Annotated in this window: 11 protein-coding genes, 16 tRNA genes and 1 rRNA gene; 3 read left to right on the top strand and 25 right to left on the bottom strand. The window is 38.3% G+C overall.

Annotated elements, in window-relative coordinates; genetic code table 11:
- Positions 1-40: 40 nt before the first annotated feature.
- On the bottom strand, positions 41-1,963 hold the full coding sequence (locus tag CZ490_RS00230) for an FUSC family protein (RefSeq protein WP_077616987.1): 1,923 nt from the start codon (positions 1,961-1,963) through the stop codon (positions 41-43).
- 340 nt (positions 1,964-2,303) lie between these two features.
- Here CZ490_RS00230 and CZ490_RS00225 point away from each other — a divergent pair, with 340 nt between their 5' ends.
- The gene (locus CZ490_RS00225) at positions 2,304-8,243 is read left to right on the top strand and encodes a lamin tail domain-containing metallophosphoesterase family protein (protein WP_077616986.1); all 5,940 of its coding nucleotides are present in this window, start codon (positions 2,304-2,306) and stop codon (positions 8,241-8,243) included.
- A gap of 61 nt (positions 8,244-8,304) precedes the next feature.
- Here CZ490_RS00225 and CZ490_RS00220 read toward each other — a convergent pair whose 3' ends face one another.
- Complete coding sequence (locus CZ490_RS00220; protein WP_077616985.1) at positions 8,305-9,156, bottom strand: DegV family protein; 852 nt, start codon at positions 9,154-9,156, stop codon at positions 8,305-8,307.
- 261 nt (positions 9,157-9,417) lie between these two features.
- On the opposite strand from CZ490_RS00220, the gene CZ490_RS00215 reads away from it, so the two are divergent.
- Entirely contained in the window at positions 9,418-10,281 is an 864-nt protein-coding gene (locus tag CZ490_RS00215) for an AraC family transcriptional regulator (RefSeq protein WP_077616984.1), read from the top strand.
- A 118-nt stretch (positions 10,282-10,399) separates the two neighbouring features.
- Here the strand turns inward: CZ490_RS00215 and CZ490_RS00210 are convergent, their stop codons facing one another.
- Both CZ490_RS00210 and CZ490_RS00205 read right to left on the bottom strand, forming a co-directional pair.
- The gene (locus CZ490_RS00210; RefSeq protein ID WP_077616983.1) at positions 10,400-11,368 is read right to left on the bottom strand and encodes an NAD(P)-dependent alcohol dehydrogenase; all 969 of its coding nucleotides are present in this window, start codon (positions 11,366-11,368) and stop codon (positions 10,400-10,402) included.
- A gap of 92 nt (positions 11,369-11,460) precedes the next feature.
- Complete coding sequence (locus tag CZ490_RS00205; protein WP_077616982.1) at positions 11,461-12,039, bottom strand: Crp/Fnr family transcriptional regulator; 579 nt, start codon at positions 12,037-12,039, stop codon at positions 11,461-11,463.
- A 229-nt stretch (positions 12,040-12,268) separates the two neighbouring features.
- Here CZ490_RS00205 and CZ490_RS00200 point away from each other — a divergent pair, with 229 nt between their 5' ends.
- Positions 12,269-12,472 (top strand): hypothetical protein, encoded by a 204-nt coding sequence (locus tag CZ490_RS00200; protein WP_077616981.1) that lies wholly within the window; start codon positions 12,269-12,271, stop codon positions 12,470-12,472.
- Between the two features lie 83 nt (positions 12,473-12,555).
- On the opposite strand, the gene CZ490_RS00195 is transcribed toward CZ490_RS00200, so the two are convergent.
- The 21 genes from CZ490_RS00195 to rrf all read right to left on the bottom strand — a co-directional run bounded on the left by CZ490_RS00195 (position 12,556) and on the right by rrf (position 19,947).
- Positions 12,556-12,933: a nucleotide excision repair endonuclease gene (locus CZ490_RS00195; RefSeq protein WP_234987145.1), complete on the bottom strand. Its 378-nt coding sequence runs from the start codon at positions 12,931-12,933 to the stop codon at positions 12,556-12,558.
- Between the two features lie 65 nt (positions 12,934-12,998).
- The gene (locus tag CZ490_RS00190) at positions 12,999-13,616 is read right to left on the bottom strand and encodes a branched-chain amino acid aminotransferase (RefSeq protein ID WP_077616979.1); all 618 of its coding nucleotides are present in this window, start codon (positions 13,614-13,616) and stop codon (positions 12,999-13,001) included.
- Positions 13,617-13,697: 81 nt separating this feature from the next.
- The gene (locus tag CZ490_RS00185) at positions 13,698-14,996 is read right to left on the bottom strand and encodes a DEAD/DEAH box helicase (protein ID WP_077616978.1); all 1,299 of its coding nucleotides are present in this window, start codon (positions 14,994-14,996) and stop codon (positions 13,698-13,700) included.
- A 276-nt stretch (positions 14,997-15,272) separates the two neighbouring features.
- On the bottom strand, positions 15,273-17,654 hold the full coding sequence (locus tag CZ490_RS00180) for a glycoside hydrolase family 127 protein (RefSeq protein WP_159439877.1): 2,382 nt from the start codon (positions 17,652-17,654) through the stop codon (positions 15,273-15,275).
- A gap of 433 nt (positions 17,655-18,087) precedes the next feature.
- Positions 18,088-18,170, bottom strand: a tRNA-Leu gene (locus tag CZ490_RS00175).
- Positions 18,171-18,202: 32 nt separating this feature from the next.
- A tRNA-Leu gene (locus CZ490_RS00170) sits at positions 18,203-18,288 on the bottom strand.
- Between the two features lie 37 nt (positions 18,289-18,325).
- A tRNA-Cys gene (locus CZ490_RS00165) sits at positions 18,326-18,399 on the bottom strand.
- A gap of 2 nt (positions 18,400-18,401) precedes the next feature.
- Positions 18,402-18,476, bottom strand: a tRNA-Gly gene (locus tag CZ490_RS00160).
- 25 nt (positions 18,477-18,501) lie between these two features.
- Positions 18,502-18,576, bottom strand: a tRNA-Gln gene (locus CZ490_RS00155).
- Between the two features lie 22 nt (positions 18,577-18,598).
- Positions 18,599-18,671 (bottom strand) — tRNA-His (locus CZ490_RS00150).
- Between the two features lie 11 nt (positions 18,672-18,682).
- Positions 18,683-18,756: transfer RNA gene (locus CZ490_RS00145), tRNA-Trp, on the bottom strand.
- Between the two features lie 49 nt (positions 18,757-18,805).
- A tRNA-Tyr gene (locus CZ490_RS00140) sits at positions 18,806-18,890 on the bottom strand.
- Between the two features lie 16 nt (positions 18,891-18,906).
- Positions 18,907-18,982, bottom strand: a tRNA-Thr gene (locus CZ490_RS00135).
- 7 nt (positions 18,983-18,989) lie between these two features.
- Positions 18,990-19,065: transfer RNA gene (locus CZ490_RS00130), tRNA-Phe, on the bottom strand.
- A gap of 15 nt (positions 19,066-19,080) precedes the next feature.
- A tRNA-Asp gene (locus CZ490_RS00125) sits at positions 19,081-19,156 on the bottom strand.
- Between the two features lie 72 nt (positions 19,157-19,228).
- Positions 19,229-19,305: transfer RNA gene (locus tag CZ490_RS00120), tRNA-Met, on the bottom strand.
- Positions 19,306-19,470: 165 nt separating this feature from the next.
- Positions 19,471-19,546 (bottom strand) — tRNA-Val (locus CZ490_RS00115).
- A gap of 4 nt (positions 19,547-19,550) precedes the next feature.
- Positions 19,551-19,625, bottom strand: a tRNA-Glu gene (locus tag CZ490_RS00110).
- A gap of 26 nt (positions 19,626-19,651) precedes the next feature.
- A tRNA-Ser gene (locus CZ490_RS00105) sits at positions 19,652-19,743 on the bottom strand.
- A gap of 3 nt (positions 19,744-19,746) precedes the next feature.
- A tRNA-Asn gene (locus CZ490_RS00100) sits at positions 19,747-19,821 on the bottom strand.
- A gap of 10 nt (positions 19,822-19,831) precedes the next feature.
- Positions 19,832-19,947: ribosomal RNA gene (rrf, locus tag CZ490_RS00095) — 5S ribosomal RNA — on the bottom strand.
- Between the last annotated feature and the right edge of the window lie 278 nt (positions 19,948-20,225).

The following is a 20,225-nucleotide window of genomic DNA, read 5'->3' as shown; positions in this document are numbered from 1 at the left end:
TGTAGGCTAAACTCCATTCCTTTTTGTGATTTTTTTTGTACTAAACCCTAGTTGCTAGTTCTTTTTGTAGAAATTCGATTTCCTTCTTTATACTAAGATAGCCGTCTATCTCAGGTATGGTTAATTGTTTTGTCGGAACACCTCGTGACGTAGCATTTGCCATTGTTTCAAAAGAATATAATAGTTGCGCTAATCTTTCATCGGAAAGCTTTGACCTGCTAGTTTCCTTTGAACATTTTTCTAATAAATAGCCTAGATGCCTCGTTGAAAATAAGATTGACCAGTAGTAATCTAATGCCTTTCGATTAGGCGGTATCTCACCTAAGGCAGTATTATACAAAGTCTCCAAATTAGTTAAATTCGTCCTCATTTTCATTCTTTCTCTGCTCTTTCTTGCATCAAAACCTTCTCCCTGGTTTGAAAATAGAACCATAAGAAACTGAGCTTGACTTCGAAGTGTTTTACTCAGTAAATGCGGAATCCTGCTTGAAGCAGACTTTCTACCTACTATATAGACCCCGACTAATCCAATCGCACTCCCTATTACAATGTCAATAAACCTAGCCTGTGCAAAATAAGTAAAATTAAATGAACCTTGGCTTGTACTTTCAGCCATTAATAATGCATTTGGCGTGAAGAACAGTGCAGCTAGTCCGTAGTTTTTTACAATAAACAATTCGGTAATAAATGTTAATAGTAAGATAAACAAAGCAATTACAAAACCCGTTGGATGAAAGGTTAATATAATACCTGCAATTGCAATTCCTATTATCGTACCTAAAAATCGTTGTATCGCACGATGTAATGTCGCTACAATTGTTGCACCTGACATCACTGCTACACAAGATAACGGTACCCAATAAGAACGAACAAACTCAAATTGATAAGCAATAATGGCAGCAATTGCTGTGATAACTCCGAAGCGTACGGACGAAATGAGTACAATTGAGTTTTTATCAAATGCCCCCATAAAAATCGTTTTTAAAGACGCTTTGTCAAACTGAATTGATCTTTCTACATTACCAATTGGTTCTTCGAGTACTTCATTAGCATTATTGATAATAGCGAATAACTTTCTTACGTGCATTTCCATTTCCATATTCTCTTGCTGTAAGATCACTCTCTTTTCCCTTTTACCACGCTTGTTTATTGAATTTGCAATCATTTGGACTTGTTGTCCGAATTCTTTAGGCAACGTCTTATCTATATTTGAAAAGTTTTCTACAACCGAAATAAATAATTCATTTGCAAACATATTTAATAGATATAAACGGTTAAACATATCAGTTGTTTTCCAAGGAATATAACTAACTGAAAGTGTCTCTTCGGATTCAATTAGAACTTGCATCATCTTATGCTTCGCCTCATTGAATCTTTTCGTTCCAATAGAATCCATAAGTTCAGCTAGTTGTAAATAAACTCTAGTCACTACACCAGACTCAGGACCATTGGGGTTATAAAGCCACCCTACCATGGCCAAAATCCACGATAAACACCCACTAAGGAATACTAATCCAGCTCTTAGGAATGCTTCATCTGGATTGATAGGCATTCCTGTAGCCATGGCAAAAACGAGCACAAAGAAGATAGCGGACGGCCCCGCAATTTTCAATGCACCAAAAATAAAAATGGCTACAGCTCCAATAATACCCATTAAGATTGCAACCGCTAGCGGATAAGGGGCACTAATTGTCCCCAAGTATGTTACAAACGTTAAACCTAAAACAACTGAACCTATTTTTTTAGCTCGTTGTGCATATGGGATGTTGAATACATATAAAAAGGTAAATCCGCCTAAGCCCGCTATTAGTCCATATTGTAAACTCCCAAAGAAGAGCCCAATCATAACTGGTAAAGCAGCAGCTACCCCTGCACTAAATGCTTTTAACCAAGGAAAAGGTTTCTTATTTACTTGAAGAGCCTGCCTTATTATAGAAGGGGCTTTTGATTGATTGTATTTCATTCTAATCCTTCTTCACTTTATTTATATAGATTACCCAAAGAATGTGTTCAAAAGTAAGTTAATTTACTAATCTTATCATAGGATTCATGATTTTTCATACAACTTATACCTTAGATTTTCAAGTGCTTGCACATTAATAGTATTATCCCTTTTATAAATAACATAAAAGGGTGTACAATCCGTGTGTCAAATGACTAGGTTCTATTTAAATTAATTTTTAACTTTTATTCATAAATTTTATTATTTTACATAACCTTTACATCTTTATTAAATTGCCTCAATACTATGTCGTTATTCTGTAGTTGAATACATAACATCTTTACATTTTTAAGGAGGCATTATGAGGAAAAACGCAAAACTAAAAAAAGGTCTAGCCGTTACAACAGCTGTTGCTATTCTAGTTTCCAACTTGGGCTTAGCTGTTCCTTCAGCAATGGCAGAAGACGCTACACAAATTTCGATTTCACAAGAACACTCCTATCAACAAGACCAAAAGCAAGAAGATTCCCTTTCCCATTCAGAGAACCAGGAGACTGATGTAAAAGATTTACCTGTCACCTCTGAAGAAAACCATTCGGACGATAGCAGTTCCGATACTGAAAGTACGGAAAATCCTGCTTCTCCAACCACAGAAAAAGAAAGTCAGCACAGTGAAGAAGCCACGAACGAAAACACAGAAATCATCGAGGCTGATTCTTCCATTAAGAAGGAAGATGAACAAACGTCTAGTACTGAACAAGCAGATGTAACCACAACCGGTAATGAAACTGAAGTAACAATCGAGGAAGTAAAAGAAGCGATTGATTATCAACAACTCCCTCCACTACTGATTACTGAAATCATGCCTAATAATTCAGGAACAGACGATTATGAGTATTTTGAGGTCTACAACAACTCAAATCAACCGATTGTATTAGACCACCATACATTTAGCCTGCGCTATACGGATGAAAGTGGCAAAGATGATGTAGATATGAAATTCGCCCCAACTACATTAGCACCGAAAGAAAGTCTTGTATTTTGGCATAATTCGAATCAGAAAACACTAGCTGATTTCAATCTAAAGTATCAAATAAGTTTAACAGAAGACGATGTTGTCGAATTTGGCGGGCCGCCTAATTTTTACAATAGCGGAAATCGTGCAGTCGTAATCAAGGACCAAGCTGGTAATGACTTACTCATCGCCAATTATCTAAAAGAAGACATTGGAGATGAACTAGTTGTGCAGTACAAGTTCCCTGTCATCGGCAAAGAAATGGAAAAGTATGAAACAAATGCACAACCAACACCAGGCACGATTGTCACTGAACAGGTTCCCGAACAAGTCGTAGTAACAGAGGAAAACCATGCACCTGTTATTACACATGAGCAAATCACGAATGCGAGCGCAAAAGAAGATCTTGTCATTTCTGCCACCATTACAGACGATCATGGTAATTTCTCCGCTGCTGTTTATTATCAATTAGAACAGAACGGCGAGTTTAAGAAATTGGCCATGACTCAAGCTGAAGGACAAATCTATCAAGCTAGCATCTCAAAAGAGTTGTTACTACATGAAACACTTCGTTATTACATCGAAGTAACGGACACAAATCATCGTGTAAAAAGTCCTGAGAATGAGACGAGTGAAGTAATCATCGAAGATATCGTTGAACCTGATTATGATTCACTTCCACCTATTTTGATTACGGAGATTTCTCCAAACTCTGAGGGTGGAGGAACGGATTACTACGAGTACTTTGAACTCTATAACAATTCGAATCAGCACCAGGTGTTAACAAATTATTCGTTTATTTATCATTATACGGATAGTGGAACTGAGCTTCCCTTCCAAATTCCAGCAATAACAATTGCACCACAAGAAACCCTTGTTTTCTGGTTTAATAACGGTAATAAAACATTATCAGACTTTAACTCTCATTTTGGTCTTGAGCTAACAAACGAACAAGTAGTAGTGTTTACCGATGCTTTCCCTGGCTTTGCGAATGGTGGCAATCGTGCGTTGGTTCTAAAAGATATACAAGGTGCAGAAGTTATCTCTGCAAGTTATTTGGGGAGCGACAACGATAATACAGGTGCCGTTATCCAGTACGCCTACCCTGACCACGGGACAGTAATGAAAAAATTTCAGGGCATGGCTCCTCCGTCACCTGGTGTGATTACTGATAAACAGGTACCATCAATTCCCGTTCAATTACCAGAGATTCCAATGGATACCGAAGCACCTGTAATTGATCATACCCCAGTTGACGAGGTTGATGCCTATACACCTGTAAAAGTCGAGGTGAAAGCAACGGATAATTTAGCCATCCCATTAGTGACTCTACATTATAAAGAAAAGGATGCAGAAAAATTCACTTCCATTTCTATGAATCCAAGTGTAGAAGACACGAGTCTATATTCTGCTGAGATTCCAGCTGCAAGCGTAACGTCAGATTTACTCTATTATATTGAGGCTTCAGATGGGATTCAGTCTGCGAAAACGAGTGAATACAGCATCAATGTGAAACAGATCAATATAGATTACAGTACGCTCCCACACTTATTGGTTACAGAGGTTGTTCCAGACTCCACAAATGTTGGTTCTGCCGACGGTTTTGAGTTCATTGAAATCTATAACAACAGCAACCAAGATATTAATTTTAAAGATTATAAGATTTACTACCGCTACGGCACTGATCCAGGCACAGATGTTGTATGGCCTTCTATTCCTGAAGATGTCATCATACCAGCAGGAAAAACACTCGTATTTTGGATCATCAATGATCAAAATGGTGACTCTACTGTAACCGATTTTAATCAAAACTATGGCTCAAATTTAGTAGAAAACGAGAATATTGTTCGCATTTATACAGGTGGAATGGCGAATGGTAGTATGCGGGGAATTGTAATTGGCACGAATTCTCATAAAGAAGTGGCACTTGCCTACTATAATGATGTACCAAATGTTGATGATACCCATCCTGATAAAGGTATTCTCTATGGATATCCCACTGATCAGACGACACAGCAAATCAAACTAGAAATAAAAGATGCAACTCCCGGAATTGTGGAGGCAAACCAAGTTCCACGAGAATCTGTGCAGCTTGTTGAAGATACAGCTGCACCTGTGATTGAGAATCAAACAGATGTTAATGAAATCGCGGAAAAGGACAATATTAAGATTTTTACAAATGTCACCGACGACCACGAAGTTAAGTCAGTTCGTCTTTTCTATAAAATGTCGGATCAAAAAGAATATCAAATGAAAATTTTACAGCAGGATTCTAATAGTGGATTCTTTCATTCTATTATCTACTCTCCTGAATTAATTGGGAAGGATTATGTCGACTATTACTTTGTCGCGTCTGATGGAATGAATGAAACTACTAGTAATACCTATCGTGTCGACATTACAACAGATTATGATCAATCAAGCCTTCGTCTGAATGTAAACGAAGACGACATCGTAACTGGTGATGTGATTCTGAAAGGTACATCTGCTGACGATGCTCCTGATAACGTCACTCTGTTAGTAGATGACACAGAATTAACAAGTGATTCGTACCATTCTGTGGAACGAACTGCGTATTTTGCATTCGATGTAAATGGCCTGAATACGTATTTCCAAAATGCAGTCACGATGGGTGAAGAAGTACTCTACTTAATGGATAAGGATTGGTTGACTCAATGGAAAACCTTTAGTATTCCGATCGAGCCTGACCGCTTATCATTAGGAGATAATACCATCACGGTTCGCTCCGGAAATAAAGCATCGCCGTTTGACCTAGATTCAACTGAAAACCGTGATGATTATGATCTAAAAAATGTTCGTCTTGTCTTGTCAGATGGGACAGTTTTAGCAGACTCGAGTTACAACAATCCAAATCAAGTCATTAAAATGAATGATGCCAATCCATTTGTCGATTTTCATTTTACAATTACAGATAAGCATGCTCTCTCTAAAACAGTGAAATGGGATACAACAACTGTAGAAGATGGAGAACATCTACTGACCGTTCAGGATTCTGACGAAACGCTTGAAAAAATGGTAATCGTAGATAATACCGCTCCATCTATTGAAACGAACCTGATTGAAGGCAAAGAGTACAAAGGTGCTTTTACAATTGAAGGTAATGTAACTGACGATATTGCAGGTATTGAATTGTTTGTAGCTGAACTCGATGATGAAGTCATTACACTTCCATACGAAACTTCATCAGCAAAGTTAGCACCTGGAGAACACAAATTAAGCATGACAGCAATCGATAAAGTTGGTAATCAATCAGAGTTCATCGTTCACTTTTCAGTTGTGAATGAAAATCCTGAAAAGCCTGAAGCGGCATCACCTACGGATGGTGCAACCGTCAATGGCGACCCGATTTTAAAAGTAAAAGTAACAGATCCGACAAACGATAAGCTTGATGTCACTTTCTATCAAGGATACAAATATGATGCAAGTCAAACGGAACATATACAAGGTTATAAAAATGCTTCAGATACGGAGCCACCACAAACTGAAGTTCCATTAGGAGAGCAAGCCTTTACAGAAGAGGATATTGCCCTTGTAGCCGAACAAGATGGACAATATTTAACGAACAATTCACACACACAATTTCCTTACCATCGTTTTGATGTAACAGTTGATTCATCTGTCGATGAAGATGATATTGTTGAACTCAACTGGAAAGGAAAGTCATTAGAAGGACGGAAAGTGTCCATGTATGCGTGGAATCATGAAACCGCTGATTGGGCGTTAATCGATTACCGCATTGCTAGCGAAGATGATTTTGAACTGACAGGAAATGTTGATGTCCATGCATTTGTACAAGACAGTAAAGTCAATGTCCTAGTTCAGGATGAAATTCCAAGCACACCTGACGAGTATGACTATACATTTGTATGGATGTCAGATACTCAATATTATGCAGAGAGCTTCCCGTATATCTTTGATCGTCAAACTCAATGGATTGCAGAGAAACAAGAGGAAATGAAGATTGAATATGTCTTCCATACCGGAGATTTAGTTAATATCTCTACTGACGAAAGCCAGTGGAATTACGCAGATCAATATATGGGCGTGTTAGATCAACACAATATCCCGTATGGCGTCTTGGCTGGTAACCATGATGTCAATCAAGTGAATAACGATTACACCGATTATTATCGTTACTTTGGTGCAGATCGTTTTGAGGACAAACCTTATTATGGCGGTTCCTACCTTAACAATCGTGGACATTATGATTTAATCTCGGTGAATGGAAATGATTATATTATGGTGTACCTTGGTTGGGGTGTAACGGATGAGGGAATTCAGTGGGTGAATGATGTACTTGCTGCTCATCCCGATCGAATGGCCATCTTGAATTTCCATGAATACTTGCTAGCAACTGGAACAAGACATCCACTCGGTGAAAAGCTCTATAATGAAATCGTTCTTCCGAATGAAAATGTCTTTGCCGTATTAAGTGGACATTATCATGAAGCACAAACCTTAATTGATGAAATTGATGATAACGGTGACGGTACACCAGATCGTACAGTATATCAAATGCTTGCAGATTATCAGGCTGGTCCTGAAGGTGGCCAAGGATATATGAGACTCTTACATTTTGACCAGGACAATAATCGAATCATCGTCAATACGTATTCACCATATTTAGATGACTATAACTATTATGATTCCGATACCCATCCTGAAAAAGATGAGTTTATTATGAACCTGGACTTAAGCGCTGTTGAAAAACAAGTTGCGACCGATTACTTCTCTGTAAATGTCTATACCGATACAGAAATTGGCAAAGAGGAGAATGTGGAAAGTGGAGAAATGGCAGAGACCCTTTGGCAAGGCTTAGAGGATGGAAACCTCTACTCATGGTATGCCGTAGCTGAAGATGACCACACTGGAAAAACAATCTCAGACATTTGGTCCTTCACAAAACAAGCAGTTGGTACTAACCCAGGTGGTGACCCTGAGGATCCACCAACTCAGAAACCTGAACATCCAAAGGATGAAGAGTTACAGCCTGAGCAACCAGAAAAGCCAAAGAGTGAAAACCCTGATTCAACGAATAACGACAAGTCGAATAATAATCAAGATGATAAAAACGCTGAAGATGTAAGTAATGATAAAACAAAGAAACAAAAAGAAACAACAAATCAACAAGGGAAAGCTACTGAGAATGGAAATCTTCTACCCTTCACAGGAACCAATCTATATCAACTACTTCTAGCAGGTTGTATTTTATTGGTTATGGGTGGTTCAATTCTAATCATACGAAAAAGAGGACAACAAGCTTAATAAGAAGGGTATGGTTCTTGAGATTATTAAATATCAAAAGGACCATACCCTGCTTATCTTTCTATCTTTCTAATCCGGCAATTCCAAATCCACCTGGTCCAGCATGAGTAGAGATCATCGCGCCGGCTTGAATCCAACTGATATTTTCAAATCCATGTTCTTTTGCGACGTCGGTCATTCTTGCTTTAATCTTTTCATCCAAGCCCACGGAATACACTAAATAAATTTGTCCTTTATCAATGTCGTATTGAGTTAAATAATCTTGGATAAGTTTTTCTGTGACGGTACTCATATTCCCACGATACTTTTTAGTAGACGTGAGTTTTCCATCTATTAATTCAATACATGGCTTTATTTTTAACAAAGCTCCTCCGAGATAAGCAAGGTTACTAACTCTTCCACCCGCTTTTAAAAATTCTAGACTGCCAGGAACAAATGCTAGTCTGGATTTTAGTACAATAGCTTCGATTTTTCCCACTAATATTTCTGGGTCAATCGTAGGTTCATTCTCTACTAAACCTACTGCATACATCACAATAGTAGCTAGTCCTCCTGTAACGTTCAACGCATCAATTAGGTAAATATCATTTAACTCTTCTGTTGCAATAATGGCATTTTGGAATGAAGAAGATGCCTTAGATGTATAACCAATATGGATAATGATACAACCGGGATAATCTGTTTTTATCTGTTTAAAAAATTCCTCATATTCATAAACATTTGTTGCTGTTGTGGATGGAATTTTCTTGGTTCGCTCATAATATTCATATATATCCTGTACTGGCAACGCCCCATCTAAATAATCCTTATCACCCATGACAACGTGCATCGGAACCACTTGAACAGAGTGTTTGTTCGTCCATTCTAAAGGTAAATCCGCACCACTTTCTGTCGTTAAAATAATTCTACCCAATAATAATTCCCCTTTCATCTCCCATTACGGGTTACGGGTTAGATGTTAACCATCGTACCTAAACTAACTATACATTATACGTAAGCGTTTTACAGAATTTTTCAAAGTAGAAATTACGCAATCTCTAGTGCCTAACCCCAAGTGCTGTACCACACCAGTACAATGGGGTCTGGACCTTAATTCCGACCTATTTTATGTTAATAAAGTCGAGTACGAATAAAGCAGCTTTGCTATGATATAAACATGACAAGGAGGGATAACTTGTTAAAAGAATTAAACCTGGTGATCGACTATATTGAAACTCATTTAACAGATGACCTACCTCTTGAAAGCATTTCCGAGTATGCAGGGGTTTCCGACTATCACTTTAGAAAAATCTTTTTTTATCTGTCAGGATTGAACCTAAGTGAATACATCAAAAACAGGAAATTGGCAGAAGCGAATAAGGATTTATTGAACGGAGAAAAAGTAACGGAAGTCGCTTTTAAATATGGGTATCAATCTGTGGATGGCTTTACTAGAGCCTTTAAAAAATGGTGTGGTTTCTTGCCCTCGGATGTCATTAAAAAAGGGGTAAGCAAATCCTTTCCCAAACTTTCATTCGTCATCACAGTTAAAGGAGGAATTTCCATGGAATGTAGAATCGAAGATAAACCGGCATTTCATCTAGTCGGAGTAAGTAAACGTGTACCGATGCAATTTGAAGGAGTCAATAACGAGATCGTAAAGCTTGCTCAAAGCATTACAGACGAACAAAAAGAAGAAATGCGAGCACTTCAAAATATAGAACCATATGAAATCGTCAATGCATCGTACAACGCTGACGCCAATTTTGTAAAAGAAGAAGGCGACTTAACACACATGATTGGTGTATTAACAACTGAAAATCAAATTAGTGACCAATTAGATAAAGTATCAGTTGAAGCATGTACATGGGCAATCTTCCCAAATGAAGGACCCTTCCCATCTACACTACAAGAAACCATGGCAAAAACATATTCTGAATGGCTTCCCTCTTCCGACTATGAAGTCATAAATGTCCCTTCATTTTCTTTTACCAAAATGGATAAAGATAGAGAAGGCTACGCCTATAGTGAGGTTTGGATTCCAGTGAGGAAAAGATAAGAACCATAATGGGATTGAACTGTTCCCTATAGCCATAGCTCAATACTCTGAGCTATGGCCTTTTACATTTCTAATAATCTTTCATTTATTCTATCGGATTTGTAAAGCACTAATTCATTTAGATCTCTATTATCACTTTCCCCTGAGAATGTCCTTGTTCAAAATATCGAAATGCATCTGGAACATCACTCAAAGAATAGACGCTATCAATAACTGGCTTTATTTTCCCCTCCTCAATAAGCTCTTTCATCAACTCTAAATCCTTTTGGTTCGCCCTTTGCAAAAAGGTAGAAAATTTCTTTTTCCCAGTCATGGATAACCAAGATCTTTGTACCATTGTCTGATACATTTGACTACTTTCGCCACCTACATGAATAAATACACCGTTCTCTTTTAGCATTCTTTTATAGGTTGTAATTGATTGGCTGCCATTCACTCCAAGAATCAAATCATAAGTCTGATGATGGTTCTTAATGTCTACTTTTTTATAATCAATTACTTTGTCAGCACCAATGGACTTTGCGATTTCTACGTTTCTAGTACTCACCACAGCGGTCACTTCCGCACCAGACGCCTTCGTGATTTGTATCGCAAATGTCCCTACACCACCTGAAGCACCTTGAATTAATACTTTCTGTCCTATCTTTAGTTTCCCTTTATCCCTTATTGCTTGTAAAGCGGTGGTAGCCGCCATGGGCACGGCAGCTGCTTCTGTAAATAATAGATTAGTTGGTTTCAAAGCCAATATCTTTTCATCGACAACAACATATTCTGCAAAAGCACCAAATCCACTGCTAGATAAGTCTCCAAACACCTCATCTCCCGTATGAAATCGGGTCACGTTAGCACCTACAGCCTCCACGATTCCAGCCATGTCCCCACCAGGAATAGGATATTTCGGTTTCATCAACCCAAATACCAACCGGGCTAGCCGCGGTTTTCCAGATAATAAGACATAATTACCAAAATTAATCGAAGATGCACGAACTCTTACTAAAACTTGATTTTCCTTAGGTGTAGGTACAGGGACCTCACTTAGTATAAGTGTATCGGGGGACCCATACCGTTCAGAGATAATTGCCTTCATCTCACCCCTCCTATCATCCTTTTTCATGATTGTAATTCAAAAATGTAGAGGTAGCATTGACTTAAGTTAAGATGTGTGTAAAATAATAAAGTTTATAATTGAATACGCTTTTTAATTCTACTTAAGGACTCTGGCGTCATACCAAGGTAGCTTGCCAATTGATGTTGAGGAACACGTTTGAGAAGATCAGGTCGATTATTGATAAGTGTTTTATAGCGTTCTTCTGGAGAAGAGTGAATGAAGGTTGCGAATTCTTGTTGAGTTTGGGAAAGATAGTTTTCCATCATACGCCGTGACATGGTTTCAAGCTCTGTATACTTCTTATACATTTCGTGTTCAGACTTTAAGTCACCAACAACCAATACACAGTCCTCTACACAGGTTAATGAAAATGGGGATTCCTGTTCAGGTTTTTCAGCATCAAATAACAAAATAGCTTCCTCTTCAGTAAAAAAGTGGGTTGTTATCTCTTTTCCATACTCAGCAATTTGATATTTCCTAACACATCCTTTCAATACAAAGAAACATATTTCTTTTGGAGAATCTCCCTGTTTAATCAAATGGCTCCCCTTTTCAAATGTCTCTATAATTAAAGCATCAAGAATAGCATGTTGTTCAGTCTCATTTAGCGATGTATATTTAGCCATATATGTAGTAAGAATTTCCTTCATAACTACACCTCCACTTCATTTTATGGACTCTACATGACAATAGTACCATTTCTATCCACAACAGAATATTTTTAATAACTAGATTTAGCGCAGCCGCTTAGATTGTTACAACATTTCAAACAGAAATATGAAGGATTTGTGAATTAATTCACAAAAATATCTTTATATTACGTAAAGGAGCTATACTGTAATTGATTGAAAAATAAATCTTCCAAGGAAGGTGTACGTAATGAAAGGTACAGCATTATTAATCAATAAGAATCACTCTGTTACAGTATTAGAAGACGTTGAGCATGTTATATATGAAGAGCTTGTAAGTCATGGAGATTCTAAACAGTTGAAATGTACCATTAATGACAAAGAAGTTAAACTTGACCCCATTGATAAAGTTGTTTGGTATGAAGAGACAATCGATTGGGATTACGGTTATTAATAAAAAGAAAAAATTGTGCCAGACCCCCGATAGATAAATGATTACCGTACTAGGGGGCTGGCACCAGGATTAATACATCCTTTTTAATAAAACACTTTTTCAACGTTATATTTAGACTTGAGTTTATTAATGGCGTATGTCTCATAGATTTCTCGTTCCATTGGATCTTCTACTATACAAATATCAATTTTATGTACCTGATCTCTGTGATTCTTAATAGGTGAAACAGTATCTTCGAAATGTTTTTTAATTCTTTGACGTAGTTTCCGCGCTTTTCCAACAAACAGAAGCTCATCATTTTTATCAAAAAATAAGAAAATACCACCTTTATCTCTAGGTATAAGATGGAAATCAATAAATCCATAAACAGACTTGATTTCTGGTTCACTTTCTTTCGGAATTTGTTTCCGTTGTGTAATCGTAATATCTGGATTAGGTATGTTAATTTTTATCATGTTCAATCACGTCCCCTTTTTTGTATAGAAATAAATGGTATCATACGATGGATAGTAATGCGATATAACAGTTAATTCACGTTCTTGCTTCTTTCTTCTACACTTTCTACTAGATTAAATAGAAATCGATAAATTAACCGAAATGCTTCCTCTAATGACATCTGCTCATTGAATCCATTCACATAATTCAATGCGAAATTCAAGTCCCATAAACCATCATTTTGATTAAACATCAATTCATATTTAGCTACATCTCCATCTAATTCTTTAGTTAAGTTTTCTTTAAGAGATGGCCCATTTTTTTTCGGCAACTTCAATCCTACCATGACGAAGTATGTTCCAAATACATCATTCACTTCAAACGAAATCCCATCAACACCGATTTTTTCAAACCACTGAGACTCAAAGTATAGAAATTCGTTCTTGTGTTTTTGAAGATAAACAATCGAATTTTCTAAAAAACGAAATGATTCTTTAGAGAGCATTTCTTCTGTTTCTTTGTCACATCTTTCAATGTAGGCTTCAAGGAAACGTGTAGTAGGATCTTTTTCAATGAATGTAATGTCATCTGGAATCAATTCATATTTTTCAATGTACTCTTTTTCCTCTTGATAAAGTTCAATCTTTTTTTTCGATGGGTTATTCATTAACTCTGTTGAAATGTATTTTCCCATTTGTTTATGTAACATAGGTGTATCCTCCTGAATTTGGCGCTGAAATGGTTCCTTACCTAATTTTAAGTATAAGGCACTCTATTTGTATCATTACTCTTAACGAGATCGTCTTCTACCTTTAGTCGTATCGCTAGAATTGCTTTTTGAACGTCTATCATTAGGCTTTCTATTTGAAGAATACGGTGCAGTCTTCCTTCCATCTCTTCTATTACCTTCAGAACGTTTATTTTCTTTTATTTGCTCACTTGCTCTCTGGTAATCATCACGATCAGGGATACTGACTCCTTTAATCACTTGTATGTCCAGTTTTTGATTGATTCCTTTTTCAATCATTCGGAGGAACTCCATATCCTTAGGATCTATTAATGTAAAGGCAACCCCGTCGCCACCTGCACGGCCCGTTCGTCCAATCCGGTGAACATAACTTTCCACATCATGAGGAATATCATAGTTATAGACATGTGTAACCCCTTCTACATCAAGTCCCCTTGCAGCAACGTCTGTTGCCACTAGAAACTGTGTTTTCGCTTCACGAAATCGCTTCATCGCTTTCTCACGCTTGGACTGTGGTAAGTCACCATGTAACTCGTCAGCTTCATATCCGTTGGCGATTAATGCTTCGTATAGCTTATTGGCACGAGCCTTTGTACGACAGAAGATAATCGCTAAAAATGGACGGTGTTCGTCGATTAAATGAAATAAAGTGGCTTGTTTTCTCCGATCAGTTGTTTCAATCACAACTTGTTTTATCTCTTCAACCGTTACTTTTTTGGCTTTTATCTCTATGAACTCTGGCTTGACCATATATTTTTTAGCAAGACTTTGAATTTCGGTAGGCATTGTTGCTGAAAACAGCATGGTTTGTCTAGAAGGGAACGTTTCACTAATGATGTCGTCTACCTCTGGAAGAAAACCCATCAGTAACATTTGGTCAGCCTCATCTATCACAAGCCTCTCAACCGTTGAAAGATCAATTGTTCCACGGCGAATATGATCTAATAACCGACCAGGCGTTGCAACGACAATATGCTGAGCACCTTTTAACTTTTTTAATTGATTCGCCACATCCTGACCACCGTATACAGATAACACTTTGACACCCTCAAGGTTCTCAATCATTTTCTTAATTTCCTTTGAAATTTGCAGAGCTAATTCTCTGGTAGGCGTTAAAATAAGTGCTTGAACATCCGAGTTGTTCACATCAATCTTTTCAAGAATCGGAAGAACAAAAGCCAATGTCTTTCCTGTTCCAGTTTGTGCTTTTGCAATAACATCCTTTCCCTCAAGTACGGATGGTATTGTTCGTTCTTGTATAGAAGTAGGAGTTCCTATACCTAATGACTTTAATGTATGGTTAATCTCTTTTCGAATCCCAAGTTGTAAAAAATTCAGCAAGGCTAATCACGTCTCTTTTCTTATAATAATGCCGATTATTTCTTAGAAGGCTTTCTTACTATAGCATATTGGTAGTATTTACAGAGTGTTTTGGATTATTAATATTGTATGAATAAAAAAGTCAACACTCTGATTGCTCAAAGCATTGACTTTTCATATTGACCATAAAGTTAGGATTAATAATTGTACCTTAAATTTATATATCACTATTAAGCTGTATATTTACCTAACCGGGCTGGGGGGTACAGGCACCCCAATATTAAAATGCTACTCTCATTATTGATTGTTTTTAAAAAAGGTAATTCCAAAGACTCTTGGTGTTTCTTCCTCGGATGCTTTGAAGGTTATTTCCACTTTCCCCTCATTTGATAAAATCGCCTTATCCAATAAGATCTGTTGGGAAAAGAATTCACCTTCCGTAAATTCATTCACAACGATTGAACATATCTCTTGACTGTTCAAAATCAGGTCCATCCGTTTTCCTATGTCTTGACGGTGGAAATCTAGTTTCAAATAAACGTCCCCAGCGGTTTCAAGAGTAAACTCATAGCTGAACCACCCATTAGCATACGCCATGCGAAAGCGTCTCCCCTTATAGGCATTGGCCTCAGAGTGAGCGTATGCGATTTTTTTAGCATATTCACTGTTATTATCATCAAAATTGTGTAATTCAGCTAAGATAAGCTCTTCCTCCTTTAATCTATCTTTTTTCTGTAACAATGCATTTTGACCAACTTTAGAATCTGTATCTAACAAGTTAAAATAAATTCCGTAGCGCTCTCCGTGCATTTCATAATAAGGACTAAAAATAATGTTTTCTTTTATATTGTTCACTTGAAAGGCGATCAGCTTATCTTCAAGTTCGATAGGCTGCATATGTTCCGCAAATTGATTTCGCCAATTATTGACGGTCGTTGTTAATGTATCAGGCAATTGACCTTCTTTCGTACCTACACGAACAATAATGCCCGTAGGATTATCAGAAGAGATATTTTGCTTTCCTAAACCACCTGCCAATACATATGGACCGTATTCAAAGGCCACATAATTAGGGTTATCAAATGTGGACACCATGTTCAAGGAGGGAGCAAATGTAATAACTACGGTATCATTTTCTCCAACTGCCTGTTTTAGATATACAAATCCGTCTTTCCATTCGTAATCAGCCAATTCATCGTTATGCAACAACTCAAATCCATTTGTCCATGACGGAATGCGCAATGCAAGATAGATTGGCTTATTAGAGTCTCCATCTTCTGTACTGATAGTGAACGTGGACAAAAATTGTTTTCGATTAGAGTTTTGAACAAGACAAATCGTAGTATCAGGTATGTTCACTTCATTTGAGATATACTGATTAACAAAGATACGGTCATTTTCTTGAAAGTAATAAGTATCCGCTAGCTTTGCGAAGCTTTCTATACCCGTTCCTGTACAGCACCAAAAATCATCATAAGGATGGTTATATACTTTATTATAGCCAGCTCCCATTGGCTGAAAGTACATCATCATTCCGGTTTCAGGATGTTGAGAAGCCAGAATTGAATTAAAATAGGTACGTTCGTAGTAATCCAAATATTTCGGGTTCTTGGTGAGAGCATATAAATTACGGGTTAGTTTTAGCATATTGTGAGAATTACATGTTTCACATGTGCAATCTCCACTACGGATTTCCGCATCATAATATAGTGAATGGGGTTCATGGAAATGCTCACTTTGACTATTACCGCCGGTACAATAGGTATGTTCATTAATCACGATATCCCAGAAGTTCTTCGCAGCCTCAAAATAAACTGTTAGTTTCTCTCTTTCCTCTTCGGAGAGCAGCTCATAAGATGAAGGGTCTTGAAAAACTTGATACCTTTTTAATGCCCCTATTAATTTAGGTATGGTAGTATTAGCATGTTTTCCTGGTAAGGTATTTTCATAATTTGCTAGTTTTTCAATTAGGTCATCCTCATCAAAATAAGTAGCAGCTACCATATGCTCCTTCTTTTTCGTAAGTTCAAACAAATGATATAGCGCATCGTTCATTCCGCCGTATTCAGTTTTCAACATTCTTTTTTTATCTACTAAACGCTTCATACGATTGTAAATGTAATCTCCAAATTGGCTAGCAACCTGTAATGCCGTTTGACTCGTATCTTCTTTTATTCCCTTTAGTGACTTATGTATATCTAATAACCCACCTAGGATTTTGTGCAGGTTATACCATGGTACAAGCACATTCTCTTGGTCTTCCGGCAATATCGTCTTTCCTTCTACTTTATCAAGTGCTGCCTCCCGAAAAGCTGAAATATAACCAGCACTTTGTGGATTATATAAAGCATAATGTTCTTGTGCACGTGCCAACCCAGCTACTGCAACCACCATTTTTTCTACTAATTGAGTCTTCAACGAATCCCTTTTCTCTGCATGATAAGCCAAGGAAAGCGCTGACATAAAATGTCCAAAGAAGTGTCCTCGAAAGTTAATATCATCACTTCTCTCCCACCCTTGATACCCTTCATCCGTTAATGGGCTGAGCGTAGCGACCTTAAAAACCTCAAATAAAAATTTTTCCGTTTCCAAACGTAATAGATAATGTACTAGATGACTTTGAGCTCTTTTAACATATGAATCTGTGATGGTAACATAAGTCGTTTCAATAGTTTTCATCATCATACTCCTTGCTATACTTTTATTGTAGCCAACTACCTACACGAGACCTCACTCTGCTTCCTTTTCAATTCTACTAATTCTACTTCCAATTTAGAAGGTTAAAATGAATAAATATAGAATACTGACAATTCACCCCTTCGAACACACTAAAATTTTACAAAAACCACTATGAATCTAATAAATAATTCCCAAAAAGAGACTGTCCCCCCAACGTAGTATAGTATCAACGATTGGGGAACATTTCAGGACATTAATCTGATTAAATTGTCGAAGGAATACGGATTGGCTTATAAACTCGAGGGCTAGGCGATGGAGCAAGATGTAATAAATTAATTAAAGGTAGGATTCCATAATTTCCGAAACAATAAAAAACGATCCTTACAAAGTGTAAGAATCGTTTTTCCATCTCATAGATGAGCGACAATTATGATACCTGAGGCCGGACTCGAACCGGCACGCCATCGCTGGCAGTGGATTTTGAGTCCACCGTGTCTGCCATTCCACCACTCAGGCATGTATAATAAAAATAAAAAAGCATCCAAAGATGCCGAGGACCGGAATCGAACCGGTACGATAGTCACCTATCGCAGGATTTTAAGTCCTGTGCGTCTGCCAGTTCCGCCACCCCGGCACATTATAAAAAAGCACTTACATTCAATATAAAATAATGGAGGCGGCAACCGGATTCGAACCGGTGGTAAAGGTTTTGCAGACCTCTGCCTTACCACTTGGCTATGCCGCCATTGGAGCGGAAGACGGGATTCGAACCCGCGACCCCCACCTTGGCAAGGTGGTGTTCTACCACTGAACTACTTCCGCATTATAAATAATTTTAAAAAAATAATGGCTGGGCTAGCAGGATTCGAACCTACGAATGACGGAGTCAAAGTCCGTTGCCTTACCACTTGGCTATAGCCCAATGATTGATGAAATAAAAAAAGGGCGACTGATGGGAATCGAACCCACGAATGTCGGAACCACAATCCGATGCGTTAACCACTTCGCCACAATCGCCATAATCATATTGGCAGGGGTAGTAGGAATCGAACCCACACCAAAGGTTTTGGAGACCTTCGTTCTACCTTTAAACTATACCCCTATGATATATAATATATATATTAGAATAAATTGTTACAAATAAGAAATAATGGTGGAGGGGGACGGATTCGAACCGCCGAACCCGGAGGGAGCGGATTTACAGTCCGCCGCGTTTAGCCACTTCGCTACCCCTCCACTATTAAATTAAGAATGGTGCCGGCGATAGGAGTCGAACCCACGACCTACTGATTACAAGTCAGTTGCTCTACCAACTGAGCTACACCGGCAAAAATATGGTGGCTCAGGACGGAATCGAACCGCCGACACAAGGATTTTCAGTCCTTTGCTCTACCGACTGAGCTACTGAGCCACATTAATATTATAATGGCGGTCCCGACCGGAATCGAACCGGCGATCTCCTGCGTGACAGGCAGGCATGTTAACCGCTACACCACGGGACCATTTTAGATGCTATCTTTTTCAAGACAAATATTATCTTACTATATTATCAAGTTGTAGTCAACAACTTTTTTTGGTTGCGGGGGCAGGATTTGAACCTACGACCTTCGGGTTATGAGCCCGACGAGCTACCAGACTGCTCCACCCCGCGATAATGAGAAATATATAGTTTTTGTCATGCGCTTTATTAGCAACAGACTGTCCCTTCCTCTGAAAGCTAATTCAAGGAGGTTATGTGTCGGGACAACTCGCAGTATTTCAATGATGCAACGCTCGTTGCTCCACCCCGCGATAATAATATTAAGTGTTATTCAAATGGTGGAGGATGACGGGATCGAACCGCCGACCCCCTGCTTGTAAGGCAGGTGCTCTCCCAGCTGAGCTAATCCTCCATAATGGTGACCCGTACGGGATTCGAACCCGTGTTACCGCCGTGAAAGGGCGGTGTCTTAACCGCTTGACCAACGGGCCAACTTGCTGCTTTAAATATATTATAGTGGCGGAGAGCAAGGGATTCGAACCCTTGAGACAGTGTTGACCGCCTACACGATTTCCAATCGTGCTCCTTCGACCACTCGGACAGCTCTCCAAATGGCTCCGCAGGTAGGATTCGAACCTACGACCGATCGGTTAACAGCCGATAGCTCTACCACTGAGCTACTGCGGAACATTTCAAAACCTAGCGACGTCCTACTCTCACAGGGGCAATGCCCCAACTACCATCGGCGCTGAGAAGCTTAACTTCCGTGTTCGGTATGGGAACGGGTGTGACCTTCTCGCCATCGTCACTAGATAAAGTAAAGACAAGTATTATTATACTATCTTTAAAAAATATTTCAAGAAGAAATTTTCATTCCTTCAAAACTAGATAACATACGCACATTCATGAAGTGATTTGTCTAGCTCCGGCTCCTAGCCTCTCGATGTCACTTCACTTCTTCTGTCAAAGTCTATCGACTTTTCGGTCAGAAGTTCCAGCGCTTGTCGAGGCAGTACAGTCGCCTACGCTTTTCTTTTTTGGTTAAGTCCTCGATCGATTAGTATCAGTCAGCTGCACATGTCACCATGCTT

Source organism: Litchfieldia sinesaloumensis (assembly GCF_900156865.1).
In the GTDB taxonomy this organism is placed as follows: Bacteria; Bacillota; Bacilli; order Bacillales; family Bacillaceae_L; genus Ferdinandcohnia; species Ferdinandcohnia sinesaloumensis.
This window is presented reverse-complemented; position numbering and strand designations above follow the sequence as displayed.

Excerpts from the sequence above, each read along its gene's own strand:
- CZ490_RS00200 (WP_077616981.1), top strand. The coding sequence starts at position 12,269 with ATGAAAGGTACAGCATTATTAATCAATAAGAATCACTCTGTTACAGTA.
- CZ490_RS00230 (WP_077616987.1), bottom strand. The coding sequence starts at position 1,963 with ATGAAATACAATCAATCAAAAGCCCCTTCTATAATAAGGCAGGCTCTT.
- CZ490_RS00225 (WP_077616986.1), top strand. The coding sequence starts at position 2,304 with ATGAGGAAAAACGCAAAACTAAAAAAAGGTCTAGCCGTTACAACAGCT.
- CZ490_RS00190 (WP_077616979.1), bottom strand. The coding sequence starts at position 13,616 with ATGTTACATAAACAAATGGGAAAATACATTTCAACAGAGTTAATGAAT.
- CZ490_RS00180 (WP_159439877.1), bottom strand. The coding sequence starts at position 17,654 with ATGAAAACTATTGAAACGACTTATGTTACCATCACAGATTCATATGTT.
- CZ490_RS00205 (WP_077616982.1), bottom strand. The coding sequence starts at position 12,039 with ATGAAGGAAATTCTTACTACATATATGGCTAAATATACATCGCTAAAT.
- CZ490_RS00210 (WP_077616983.1), bottom strand. The coding sequence starts at position 11,368 with ATGAAGGCAATTATCTCTGAACGGTATGGGTCCCCCGATACACTTATA.